This is a genomic window from Paractinoplanes rishiriensis (genome assembly GCF_016862375.1).
In the GTDB taxonomy this organism is placed as follows: domain Bacteria; phylum Actinomycetota; class Actinomycetes; order Mycobacteriales; family Micromonosporaceae; genus Actinoplanes; species Actinoplanes rishiriensis.
Genome location: NZ_BOMV01000056.1, coordinates 104,823 through 117,394 on the forward strand (window position 1 = coordinate 104,823; position 12,572 = coordinate 117,394).

Annotated in this window: 7 protein-coding genes; 1 reads left to right on the plus strand and 6 read right to left on the minus strand. The window is 69.9% G+C overall.

Annotated elements, in window-relative coordinates; translation table 11 throughout:
• Positions 1-2: 2 nt before the first annotated feature.
• From Ari01nite_RS24285 to Ari01nite_RS24310, 6 genes are all read right to left on the minus strand, one after another.
• The gene (locus Ari01nite_RS24285; RefSeq protein ID WP_203784289.1) at positions 3-2,876 is read right to left on the minus strand and encodes a glycosyl hydrolase 115 family protein; all 2,874 of its coding nucleotides are present in this window, start codon (positions 2,874-2,876) and stop codon (positions 3-5) included.
• The gene (locus tag Ari01nite_RS24290) at positions 2,873-4,132 is read right to left on the minus strand and encodes an SGNH/GDSL hydrolase family protein (protein WP_203784291.1); all 1,260 of its coding nucleotides are present in this window, start codon (positions 4,130-4,132) and stop codon (positions 2,873-2,875) included. The genes Ari01nite_RS24285 and Ari01nite_RS24290 overlap by 4 nt, the downstream gene beginning before the upstream one ends.
• 14 nt (positions 4,133-4,146) lie before the next feature.
• Positions 4,147-4,860: a polysaccharide deacetylase family protein gene (locus Ari01nite_RS24295; protein ID WP_239162981.1), complete on the minus strand. Its 714-nt coding sequence runs from the start codon at positions 4,858-4,860 to the stop codon at positions 4,147-4,149.
• 200 nt (positions 4,861-5,060) lie between these two features.
• Positions 5,061-6,191 carry a lytic polysaccharide monooxygenase gene (locus tag Ari01nite_RS24300; RefSeq protein WP_203784298.1) on the minus strand — a complete coding sequence of 377 codons (1,131 nt, stop codon included), beginning with the start codon at positions 6,189-6,191 and terminating at the stop codon, positions 5,061-5,063.
• 14 nt (positions 6,192-6,205) lie between these two features.
• Positions 6,206-9,133 carry a glycoside hydrolase family 48 protein gene (locus Ari01nite_RS24305; RefSeq protein WP_438872222.1) on the minus strand — a complete coding sequence of 976 codons (2,928 nt, stop codon included), beginning with the start codon at positions 9,131-9,133 and terminating at the stop codon, positions 6,206-6,208.
• Positions 9,134-9,192: 59 nt separating this feature from the next.
• Entirely contained in the window at positions 9,193-11,910 is a 2,718-nt protein-coding gene (locus Ari01nite_RS24310; RefSeq protein WP_203784305.1) for a cellulose binding domain-containing protein, read from the minus strand.
• Positions 11,911-12,072: 162 nt separating this feature from the next.
• On the opposite strand from Ari01nite_RS24310, the gene Ari01nite_RS24315 reads away from it, so the two are divergent.
• Positions 12,073-12,288: a hypothetical protein gene (locus Ari01nite_RS24315; protein WP_203784306.1), complete on the plus strand. Its 216-nt coding sequence runs from the start codon at positions 12,073-12,075 to the stop codon at positions 12,286-12,288.
• Positions 12,289-12,572: the final 284 nt, after the last annotated feature.

Below are 12,572 nucleotides of genomic sequence, written 5' to 3' on the forward strand. Positions count from 1 at the left end.
GGCTAGACCCGCAGGCTCTCGGGCGGGCCCAGGTAGCTGTCCCGGACGCCGCCGGTGTCGACCACCAGCCGCTGCACCACGATTGTCGGGTCGAGCGCCCGGAAGGTCAGCGTGTGCAGGCCGGGCCGGTCGATCCGGTGCGTGGTGGTGGTCGTGTTGATGTTGTCCGAGGTGTGCCGGGCCCACGGCAGGTTCATCTCCCCGTCGTCCGCCCCGGTCGCCTCGATCACGTCGACCACCTGCGCCTCCTGGCCGTCCACCGCGATCGCGTAGCGCAGGCCGCCGGTGGCCCGGACGTTGTTGCGCGGCGACAGGTAGGCGGTGATCCGCACCGGCCCGGCGGTGGTCAGCGTCATCAGGTAGTCGAGGCGGGCGTCGTCGCCGAGCGGGGTGAGGCCATTGCCGGTGCGGCCGATCCCGGGAAGCAGCCGCCACCGGCCGGCCATCCCGTCGTAGTGGTCGGCCTCGATCGCGACGCAGCCGCCGGCCTCCAGGAAGCCGGCCGGTGCGACCTGCGGGTTGTCGATCGGCGCGTGCACCACCACGGCCCGGCCGCCGCCGATGACGGTGATCGGCACGTCGGTGCGGCCCGGGGGCGCGTGCCGCCAGTCCACCGTCACGGTGGCGCGGAGCTGCTCGTCCACCACGCCCTCGCCCGGCTCCACCCGGACCCAGTCCTGATCTGCGGTGATCTCGAACCGGAACGGTGTTCCGCCGCGGTTGTAGACCTCGATGAACGGATCCGGGCCGCTCTGCCACGGGCTCAGTTCGGGCAGCACGGCCGGGTCGCCGCCGTCGAGCGCCACGCCCATGTCGGCCGCTTCCGGAACGGTGATCCGCCGCAGGTGCGGGTAGATCTCGTCGGGCAGCGCAATGGCGTCGCGTTCGGGTTGCTGCCAGGGCGCGTCCGGGCCGTAGCGCGCCACGTCCCCGTACCCGATCTTGGGTTGGATCTGCCAGCCGCACCATTTCCCGCCGGCCAGCACGTTGTTGTAGAAGTCGCTCATCGCCTGGTCCTCGGCGAACAGCCGCTCGGCGAGATCGGCCAGCCGGTTGGTGGCGGCCCGGCCCTGCGCCGCATACGCGAGGTTGGTGAACTGGGCCCGCCTCAGCTCGTACAGGATCGCGGTGTCTTTGATCTGGTAGTGCACCAGCTGGAAGTAGGCGTCCTGCCATTCCCCGCCGACCCGCTCGCGCAGCTGCTCGGACCGGTGCGCCAGTTCGATCCAGTCCTGCGTCACGCGGTCCAGTTCGCCGTAGTTGACCAGGCTGAACGGGCTCGCCTCGTCGTCGTAGAGCACCCGGTCGCCGGAGAGCACGATGCGCCGGTTCAAGAGCTCCGGCTTGCGCCGGGACTGCAGATGGCCGTAGGCGTCCAGCAGCGCCGCGATCTCCGGCGCCAACTCGGCACCGAAGTTCTCGGCCGCATACCGCCGGGTCCACTCCCCCAGCCGCTCGACCGGCCAGTCCGCCGGGTTCCACGCGTAGTCGAGGAAGAACTGGGTGGGCATTTCCTCGTTCTTGAGATCGCCTACGTTCACCATCCAGAGCCGGTCGACCCCGGAGGCGTACGCGAGATTCAGCTGCTCCCAGGTGTTGGTCAGGTTGATCGTGTCGGCCCACTTGTAGTTGCGGCCGCCGCCCACGTAGTCGAAGTGGTAGTACAGGCCGTAACCGCCGGACCGGGACGGCAGCCCGGCCTCCGGCAGCCGGCGCAGGTTGCCCCAGTTGTCGTCGCAGAACACCACGGTCACGTCGTCCGGCGGCCGGTAGCCGTCGTCCCAGTAGCGCTGCACCTCCTTGTAGAGGGTCTGCACCTGGGGCCGGCCGAGCAGCCCGGTTTCGCCGAGGATCCGCCGCTGGCTGTCGATGATCTCGCGCATCAGGTCGACGCCGTCGCCGTCCGGCAGGCTGACGTCGCCGGTGCCGCGCATGCCGAGCGTGATCACGCCCTCGACGTCCTGGACCGCCATCCGCCGCGCGCCGGCCCGCCAGTACTCGGTGATCGCCGCGGCGTTGCGCCGGAAGCTCCACTCGCCGGTGCCGGTGGGGTTGCGGTTCCACTCCTCGATGCCGCGCATCATCGGCGCCTCGTGCGAGGTGCCGATGACGATCCCGTAGTAGCTCGCAACCGCGTGGTTCGCCGGGTCGTCCTCGGCGAACGCCCGGCCCCAGACCGCCGGCCACAGGTAGTTGGCCTTGAGCCGGAGCATGGTCTCGAAGACCTTGGCGTAGTACGACGAGGTCAGCCCGCCCGGGTGCCCCGGCGCCTTGCCCGGCCCGAAGAAGCCGGGCGCCCAGGTGCCGGTTGACGGGTTCTCGTCGTTGATGAAGATGCCGCGGTAGCGCACCGCGGGCGTGCCCTGGCTGTGCCGGCCGGGCAGCACGTACAGGTCGTCGCGCCGCTCGACCGGCACGTCGTCCCAGAAGTGCCAGGGCGAGACGCCGATCTCGCGGGCCAGGTCGTACGCGCCGAAGATGGTGCCGCGCTGATCGCTGCCGGCGATCACGAACGCCCGCGCGACGCCCGGCAGCGGGTCGTCCACCACCTGCTCGACCGTGGTCTCCCAGCGGCCGGCCAGGTCGCCGACGTCGAGCCGGCCGCGGGCGACGATCCGGTCGATCAGCGGGCTGCGGCCGAGCGTGCCCACGATGATCGGGTCGGCGCCGGCCGGGATCGTGTCGTGCCCGAGGGCCGGCTGCACCCCGGTCACCCGGTGCAGGTCGGCTCGCAGGTCACCGGCCACCCGGAGCACGCCGGGGTGGTCGGCGGAGCTCACCACGACCGGCGCGCCCACCAGCGGGAACCGGCCCGGCCCCGGCTGGTGGACGACGTAGCTCCGGGCCGGTGCGTCGAGCAGCGCGGCGGTGGTCACCGGAACAGCCGGGAGGGCACGGCTGCGGCCATGGCGGCCATGCCCGCGTCGTTCGGGTGCAGATGGTCGCCGCTGTCGTAGGCCGGGTTGAGCCGGATCGGATCGGCCGGGTCACCCATCGCCCGGTCGAAGTCGATCACCGCGTCGTACTCGCCGGAGGTGCGGATCCACCGGTTCAGGGCCTGCCGCTTGCGCTCGTTCTCGGGAGTGTAGAAGCCGAGGGTGTCGTCCTTGAAAGGCAAAATCGTGCCGCCGTACGCGACCAGCCCGCTCACGTGTGCCCGGGCGATCAGCTGGCGGTGGCCGGCGACCAGATCGTCCACGGTGACCACCTCGGACGGCGGCGCAACCGTCCCCGGGTGGCCCAGGTCGTTGACGCCCAGCAGCACCACCAGATAGCGGGCACCCGGCTGGGCCAGCACGTCCCGGTCGAACCGGCGCAGCCCGCTGTGCCCGAAGAAGTTGGCGAACGCCACCGCGTCGCTGCCGGCCGGCGGGTTGGGGTCGTGCAGCAGCCGGTTGCCGGCGATGCCCACGTTGGCCACGCCGCGGTCGATACCGGTCGCGCGCAGCCGGGCGGCGAGCAGGTCGGGCCAGCGGTGGTTGAGGTTGGCCTGGGTGTTGGCGCCGTTGGTGATCGAGTCGCCGAGGGTCACGATGGCCGAGCCCCGCCGGCGCACCGCAACCCCGGCCAGGAACAGGTATTGCCCCACGGTCGAGGTGGGCGTGACCGTCCGGGCCGCGGTGACGTTGTCCTGGAAGGCGAACGCGAACAGCGTGGTGACCGGGGTGCGCTCGGCGACGTAGATGCTGATCGCCAGGTCGCCGCCGGCCGGCACCCGCAGCCGGACCGGGTCGCTGACCAGCGGCGCGCCGGCCGGGATGGTGACGCCCGCCCGGCCGCCGAAGGTGACCGGCCGGTCGGTGCCGGGCACCGTCGCGGTGCTCGCGCCGGTGCCGTCGCGCCGGGCCACCCGGACCGCGGCGATCCGCAGCGGCGTGCTGCCGAATTCGTTGGTGAGCCGGATCCGCAACTCGTCGCCGCCGATGCTGCAGTGCACCACCTGCCGGACGGTCTGCCGTTCCAGGACGGCGGGCGCGGACGGCGGGATCGTGGTGGGCGGGGCCGCCCAGGTGGCGGTCCAGCCGCCGGCATCGGCCGCGGACGCAGCAGCCGGGCCGGCGACCCCGGCCGTGGCGGCGCCGACCGCGGCGCCGGAGGCGAGGGCGAGTACTTCGCGTCGAGTGGCAGGCACCGGAGTCCTCCTGGTCAGCCGCGGGCGCGGGGCAGCGTGAACCGCCAGCCGGCGGCACGCAGTTCGGGAATGATCTGGTTGACCGCCTCGACGGTCTGGCTGCGGTCGCCGCCGCCGTCGTGCATCAGCGCCACCGCGCCCGGGGTGATCCGGTCGCGGATCCGCTGCACCAGCACGTCGGTGCCCGGCGGCTCCCAGTCGGCGATGTCGAACTTCCAGCCCAGCGGCTGCAGGCCGAGCGACGCGGCCACCTCCGGGGTCTGGCCCCAGGAGCCGTACGGGGCCCGGAAGTACGGGATGCGGGCGCCGGGCACGGCCTGGCGGATCAGCCGGTTCGTCTCCGCCAGGTCGGCGCGGATCACCTCGGGCGTGGCCGCTCCCAGGTCGTCGTGGTGCAGCGAGTGGTTGCACAGCACGTGCCCCTCGGCCGCGATCCGGCGTGCCACGGCGGGGTATGCCGCGACCTGGTCGCCGGTCAGGCAGAACACGGCCTTGACGTGGTGCCGGCGCAGCACGGCGAGCAGCCGCAGCGTGTCCGGCGGGTTGGGGCCGTCGTCGAAGGTGAGGCTCGCGACGTTGCCGTGGCCGCGGGCGGTGTCGACGATCGCCGCGGTGGCTGGGCCCCCGGCGTCCCCGCCGCCGGCCGAGGCGGCGGACGGCACGACGGTGAGGACGGACGCCACCGAGACGGCGGCGGCGGCGAAACAGCGGAGCAAGGAGCGGGACACCCGGATCCTCCCGGAAGGACGGTGCGGAAGTTTCGGAAACATGTCAGCCGAACATCCGTAACGTAGAGGGATAGATCTATGTCCGTCAAGCACTCAGCTGCGCGCAAAACCTTCGCAAGCTTTCGGAACTTTCGGCACCCCACATAAAAAGCCGGGCGGCGGCGCAAATGCGCCGCCGCCCGGTTTCTGTAAGGGAACTGCTAGCCGGCCGTACAGGTCAGGTTGTTCACCGACGGGGCCGTGGCCCCGTTGGCGAGCAGCCCGAATGTGACATAACTGTTCGGCGCGATCGAGCCGTTCCAGCTCGCGTTCTTCACGGTCACCAGCGAACCGGTGGTGGTCGCCTGCCCGCTCCACAGCTGTTGCAGGGTCTGCGACCCCGGCCAGGTGAAGGAGACCTCCCAGTTACGAACCGCGGTGGCACCCGCGTGCACCATCAGTTCGGCCTGGAAGCCGCCCGACCAGGCGCTCGTGATGTTGTACATCGCGGAGCAACCGCCCGAGGGGTTACCGGTCGGACCCGTGGTGGGCCCGGTGGTCGGTCCCGTGGTCGGGGACGTGGTCGGCGGCGTCGTGGGGTTGGTGGTCGGGGTCGTGGTCGGCGGCGTGGTGGTACCGCCACCGCCGACACCGGTCACCTCGCCGTTGCCGCCGTCGAACACGACGTCGGAGCAGTTGTAGAACGTCTCGTTGCTGTCCGAACGCTGCCACACCGAGTAGATCAGGTGGCGGCCGCTCTTACCGGACGGCAGGGTCGCGTTCCAGTAGTAGTGACCGTCGTCGGTGCCCGGCCCGCCGCGCTCCGCCGGGTTGGTCACCGAGTCGAACGCCGTCGGCTCGAGGTCGTTCCAGGCCAGCGCGCGGGTCGGGCTCCAGCTGTCCTTGGTGATGTACAGCCGGAAGGTGCCCGGGTGCCGCGCCCAGTTGTTGTACTTGACCTCGATGGTGCGACCCGAGGTCAGGTGGGTGACCGGCCAGTCGTTACGGGCCAGGTTGAAGCCCGAGAAGTCGTACGGGCCGCCGGTACCGCCGCTGCACAGCTCGCCGTCCGGGATGAACCCGGCCATCCGGCCGGCACCGTCGGAACGGAGCACGGCGAACCAGTTGTACAGGGCGTTCGGGCCGTTCTTGGCGATCGCGGCCGCACAGGCCGCGTTCTTGGGCTCGATCGCACCCGTGTTCGGGTTACGGCCGTCCTGGTAGCACAGCCAGGTCCGGCCGCCCGGCACCTGAATGGCGCCGTGTGCCTGTGCGGCGGTCGGTGCGACCACCGCCGCGAGCCCGGCGGCCACAATGCCGGCCACCGCGTAGATCAGAAATCTGCGTTTCATGGTGTTGCCCCCTCTCAGCCGTTCGGGAACAGGCGCGCGAAGTCGGCGTAGCCGGTGGCGACGTCGACCTGGGCCCAGAAGCGGTGGTAGTTGAAGGTGGGTGCGGGTCCGCCGTTCAAGTACGCCTCGAGCTTGGGGTAGTCGGGGTCGTTCTTGTAGAAGGAGCGGATGTCCAGGAAGGACTTGCCGGGGGCGATCACGTCGCCGTTCGGCATGGTGCCGGTCCAGCCCTGCGGGATGTAGAGACCCTGACCGGTGGACGCGTTGTAGACGTCGTCCATGCGGTTGTAGTCGCCACGGGTCTCGGTGACCGAGACGCCCTTCGAGTCCTTCTTGGTCCAGATGGCGTCCAGCAGGTTCTTGGCCGCCGTCTTCGCCGCGGCGTTACCGGACTTCGCGGCGTAGTAGGTCAGCAGCTTGGCGTACGAGCCCGCCACACCGAGGTCCTGACCGTGGCTGGTGACAGTCACGCGCAGGTTGGTGTTCGCGGCCGGGCTGGACGGGTTCCAGGTGGCCGGCGCACCGGACCACGCCATGTCCGACGGGATCGAGAAGTCGGTCGCCGAGATGGTGCTGTTGGCCAGCGCCCACGGGACCCACTTGTCGAGCACGGCCTTGGCCTTGGCGTTGCCGGTCACGTAGTACAGCTCCGCGAGCCGCTCCAGCGACCAGGTCTGCATGCCGAACCAGCGGTTGGACGGCGGGTCCTCGTAGACCGGGGCCTCCACGTAGGCCAGGCCGTAGAACGTCGGGACGTTCGCGGGACGGGCCGAGTAGTTGCCGTTCCAGCTGTTCGTCGCGCCACCGGCGATCGCACCGTCGGCCGACTGCAGCCACTGGTAGAACTCGAGCTGCCGGTCGAGGCTGGCCTGCCAGTCCGCCTTCGCGGTCGGCGACTTCGGGGTGAAGGCGCTGACGTTGGAGAGGATGTAGGCGGCCATCGGGTTCTGGTAACCGAAGTGGCTCACGCTCGAGCCGATCCGCCACGCCCAGCCGGCGTTCGCGTCGGTCGCGCCGCCCCAGGCGTAGTACCAGGACATCAGGTTGTTGGAGGCGTTCTTGCCGGTGCCCGCCGCGCAGGACGTCGAGGCACAACCCGGCTGCTTGAAGTACTTGTCGTAGAACGAGTACCGCAGGTAGTCACCCATCTTGGCGGCGTTGGCCACCGCGGCGGAGAGCTCGGCCTGCTTGCCCTGCTCGGTCGCCCACTGCAGCGCCCAGTACGCCACCTGCACCACGCGGGCGTCCGCGTCCGGCGCGTTGGTGTACTTCCACTGCTTGGCGTAGCTGGCGTCCTTGGTGAACAGGTCCAGGAAGCCGTTCGGGCCACCGTGCGCGAACGTGTCGCAGGAAGGCTGCGGCACGGTCTCGAAGGTGGACTCCTGCGGGCCCCGCTGGAAGGTGTTGATGTACACGTTCTTGCTGGTCTCGTCACCGCAACGGCCGAAGCCGTACACGTTGTCGACGTCCAGCAGCCAGTGCATGCCGTAGATGTTGTCGGTGCCGTAGGCGGCCTTCAGCTCGGCGGCCAGCGGGTCGGTACCGACCGAGACCGAGGGCACCAGCTCCGACGGGTACTGCGACGGCAGCGGGTACTCGGCCGCGTAGGTAGCCGGCTTCTGCGGGTTGTAGAACGAGTTCGTCGGCTGGTCGGCCTGCGACGGGATGATGTACTTCTCCATCGTGGCCCAGGCGGCGTTGAACGGCGCCCACTGGCCGGTCGCGGACCCGTGCTCCGCCTCCAGCCACAGCCAGTAGCTGAACGCCTCGGACGTGGTCTCGTGACCGTGGTCCGGTGCCTCGTCGATCAGCGTCTCGATCGAGTGGTAAGGCACGCCGTCCGGGCTGAAGTAGCCGTTGGCCGGGTTCTTGATGTCGTTGTACAGCTGGGTGAACCGCGCGTCGACGGCACCCGGCGCAACCACGGCAGCGGTCACCGAGGCGGCCGCGTAACCGGTGCTGCTCGCCGTGAAGGTGGCGTTGGTACCCGCCGCAGCCGCGCTGGTGGCAGCCACCGTGACGGTCTGCTGCGTGTTCCAGTTCGACGGCGTGAAGGTCAGCGAGGCCGGCGTCGCCGAGAGCGTGGTGGCCCCGGCGGAGCGGGCGACCGCCACCGTCACGTTCGCGCTCGGCGCCGAGGACAGCGCCAGCTTGAACGAGGAGCTCGCGCCCGGCGCCACGGTCAGCGACGTGGCGGAGGCGACGATCGACGGACCCGTGTTGGCGTCCACGAAGACCGGCACGTCAGCCGTGTTGCTCTTGGCACCGGTGTTGTCGTACGCGATCGCCTGGAGGCGGTACGCCGCGGTCTGCGCCGGCACGCCGGCCCAGGTGTACGCGTACGGTGCCGCCGTGTCCGTGTTGATCAGCAGGCCGTCGTGGTAGAACTCGACCTTGCTGATCGTGTTGCCGGACGCCGCGGTGGCGTTCGCCGTGATCGGAATCGAGGCCGGAGCCGCGAACCGGGTGTTCGCCGCCGGGCTGGAGATGGCAACGGTCGGCGCCGCCGCCGCACCATTACACGGCGTTCCGTTGAGGCTGAACGCCGTCGGCACCGGGTTGGCGGAGCCGAAGGTGCCGTTGAAACCGGTGCTGACCTTGCCGCCGGTGGCGATGCTGCCGTTCCAGCTGGCGTTGGTCACCGTGACGCGCTGCCCGCTCTGGGCGTAGGTGCCGTTCCATCCCTGCGCGACCCGCTGCGAGGCGTCCGGGAAGTCGTAGGTGAGAGACCAGTTCGACACCGGGTCACCGGAGTTGGTGATCTGGATGTCGCCGGTGAAGCCACCGGTCCACTGGCTTTGGACTTTGTAGACGACGTTGCAGCCGGCTGCCGCACTTGCGGCATTCGCGGCGGCGATCGCCACGCCGGCACCGAGGACTACGGTGCCGGCGACGGCCAGCCCGCGGCGTAGCCGCCGCGAGCGTATGACACTGGGTCGCACAGATGTTCCTTTCCGTGGGGGTTGGGGAGCGGTAAGTCAGTGCTGTCTAGGGGGTCGGTCTACGAGACGGAACAGCTGACCGGGGAGGGCACCGGGTTGGTGGTGCCGGTCGAGTTGCCCAGGAAGCCGAACGTGGTGCTGGCTCCCGCGGCGAGGCTGCCGTTCCAGGCGGCGTTGGTGACGCGTACGGCCGAGCCGGTCTGCGTGACGGTGCCGCCCCACAGCTGGGTCACGGTTTGGCCGTTGGTGAAGTCCCAGTTGATGATCCAGGCCCGGACCGCGGCGCTGCCGCCGTTGGTCACCGTCACCTCGCCCTGGAAGCCGCCGGACCACTGGCCGGTGACCTTGTAGGAGGCGGTGCAGGCCCCGGGGGACGACGTCGGCGTCGTCGTCGGCGGCGTTGTCGGCGTCGTCGTCGGCGGCGTTGTCGGCGTGGTCGTGGGCGGCGTGGTGGGTGTCGTCGTCGGCGGCGTTGTCGGCGTCGTCGTCGGCGTCGTGGTGGGTGCCGTGGTGGTCGGCGTCGGGCTGGACGGGCCGCCCTGGCGGTCCGCGTAGAGGATGCCGCGGCCGTTGGTGCCCAGGTAGACGCGGCCGTAGATGCGCGGGTCACCGGCCAGCGCGTCGCCCATGTTGCCGTACTGGTGGGCGTCGTCGTTGATCCGGACCCAGGCGGTGCCGGTGTTGTCCGAGCGGAACACGCCGGCCACCCCGTCGACCGTGCCGACCAGGAACACCGCCGGGTGGGTGGCGCCCGTCGCGGCCTTGCCGAACGCGACGTTGATGCCCGAGGTCACCGTGGAGACCGTGGTGAACGTGGCACCGGAGTCGGTCGACCGGAGCAGGCCGGAGGAACCGGCGACCCAGACGTTGCCCTCCAGACCGGGAACGGCCTTGAAGTTCAGCCGGCCCTCGGTGGGCAGCGCCACCGACGACGCGGTGAACGTCGCGCCGCCGTCCTTGCTGACGTAGAACTTGCCCGCCGCGGTCGCGTAGAACGTCTTCGGGTTGACCCGGTCCGACTCCACCTTCGCGCCGGCCGGCACCCCGGTGGACTGGCTCCAGGAGCTGCCCCGGGTGGTCGAGTAGTGCACGCCGGCACCGACCGGCGACCAGACCATGGAGCCGGCGTCCGCGCCCACGGCGATGGTGCCGCCGCCGGTCACGCCGCCCGGTTCCTGACCCTGGTACCAGTTGCGGCCGCCGTCCGAGGAGATGCCGATGTGCGGCGCCGCCTCGGCGTTGCCGACCCGGGCCCACACGAGCGGGTTGAGCTCGGCGAAGTCCAGGCTGGTGTTGCTGCCCAGGGCCGGCGAGTCGTGGAAGCTCGGCTGTACCGCGTCCAGCGAGGTGTGGTAGAAGCCGCCGACGTCCAGCATCGCGCTGACCAGCGAGGCGCCGGACGGCGGGCTGGCCAGGTCGAGGACCGCGGTCTCCTCGATGCCCTTGGCGAACGGCTTGATGGTGAACGTGGTGTTCGAGTCCCAGTTCGTCAGCTGGGTGGTGCCGTAGATGGTCGCGCCGGTGCCGTACAGCATCCGGTTCGAGTTGAACGGGTCGATCGCGAGCGACTCGTTCATCCAGCCGAGCTTCGGGGTCGACTCCGGCGGCTGCGGGTTGGTGTTGAAGTCGAGCCACGGGTTGGCCGAGATGTCCATGGTGTAGCGCTTGGTCATGTTCGGGTAGCTCGACCAGTCCCAGATCCGGGTCCAGGTCGCGCCGTAGTCCGTGCTCCGGAAGAAGATCGCGTCCGGCCACCAGGAGATCTGGGTGGCGACCATCAGCGTGCCCGGCTTCTGCGCGTCGACGGTGAGGCCGGAGTAGCCGTAGTAGCGGTCCGCCTCCGGGGTCGGCGAGATGTTGGTCCAGGTGCCGGTGCTCATGTCCAGCCGCCAGACCTCGCCCGCGGCGCCGTCGTACGGGCCGCCGGTGTCGCTGGTCGCCAGGAAGAAGTTGGTGCCCTGGATGACACCCTTCTTGGGCAGGTAACCGGTGGGCTGACCGGCCACGCGCTGCCAGGTGGCCCCGCCGTCGGTGGAACGGTAGAGCGGGTTCTCCTTGTCCATCACGCCGACGTAGACGGCGGTGGAGTTCGGGTCGAACGTGACGAAGCTGAGGCCCTGGTTCTGGTTCAGGTAGCCGTTCGTGTCGTTCGGGTCCTGCACGTAGTTGCCCGCGTTCGGGAACGAGGACACCTTGGCCCAGGTCGCGCCGTAGTCGGTGCTGCGCCACAGGCCGTTGCCGCCCTCGGCGGCGAAGTACACGTTGCGGTTGTTGCGCGGGTCTACCGCGAGGCGCTCGCCGACGCCGCGGCCCGGCATGTTGCCGCCGTTCTTGAAGGGCAGCTGGGTGACCTGCCAGGTGTTGCCCTTGTTGGTGGAGCGCAGGATCGCGCCGTTGTTCGGGTCCCACGAGTTCGTGTACATGCCGACAGCGGCGTAGACCCGGTTGGTGTCGACCGGGTCGGGAGCTATGGAGAGGACACCGTTGTAACCCCAGTTGTCCTGGCCCACCCAGTCCAGCAGCGGGGTCCAGCCCTGGTCGGCCTCGTTCCAGCGGTAGGCGCCGCCGATGTCCGTGCGGGAGTAGATCAGGTTTCGCTCGCCCGGGTTGAAGACGATGCCGGGCACGAACCCGCCGCCGTCGATCCGGACGTTTTTCCAGGTGTACGGCTCTGCGGCTGCCGCCGATGCCGTTTGGGACCCTACGACCGCGACGGCGACCGTGCCCAGCGCGAGCGCGGCTACCGTTGCGACGAGGGCGACCCGTCTCCGTCTCATCCGACACCTTTCATTGACATGCGTGCACATGGGAGCGCTCCCAAAAGCGTCGGCCCCCGACATATCTCTGTCAAGTCCCGGAAACCACTAGTTGACAATCCTGGATATAGAACCAAGGGTGGGAGCGCTCCCAGCCTGCTTTTTCGCCGGAGGACCCCTCAGATGTGGAAGCGAGTGGCACCCGGCGCGGTCCCGGCCGGCCTCACCTTCGGGGCATCACGGCGGGAAAATGCGGGCGCCGCGACCACCCAGAGTCAGCTGGCCGACGCTCAGGGTCGCGACTTCGGATTCGCGCTCACCTCGAGCTACCTGAACGAGGCGCAGTATAAGTCGATCACCGTCGATAAATTCAAGCGCTTCGCGACAAGAACGCCATGAAGCCGGCCGAGCCGGCCCGGGCCCGCCCGCCGATCCGGCGCCGCCGCCCAGGCTCAACCACGACCTGCGACACCGCAGAGGAATAAGATTCGCATAACGCCCATTCCACCCGCCGAGCAGCAGATCTTGTTGAATCGCTGTTCACTGGAACACGAACACCCGTTGCCGCTCCGACGCCGCCTCGCCGCAATCCTGCGGCGCGACCGCGCGGACGCCACTCGGCGATTCATCACAAACGGCCAGTCACGCGCAACCCGGCCACATCGCAATCTGATTAATCCGGC

Excerpts from the sequence above, each read along its gene's own strand:
- Ari01nite_RS24300 (WP_203784298.1), bottom strand. The coding sequence starts at position 6,191 with ATGAAACGCAGATTTCTGATCTACGCGGTGGCCGGCATTGTGGCCGCC.
- Ari01nite_RS24310 (WP_203784305.1), bottom strand. The coding sequence starts at position 11,910 with ATGAGACGGAGACGGGTCGCCCTCGTCGCAACGGTAGCCGCGCTCGCG.
- Ari01nite_RS24315 (WP_203784306.1), top strand. The coding sequence starts at position 12,073 with ATGTGGAAGCGAGTGGCACCCGGCGCGGTCCCGGCCGGCCTCACCTTC.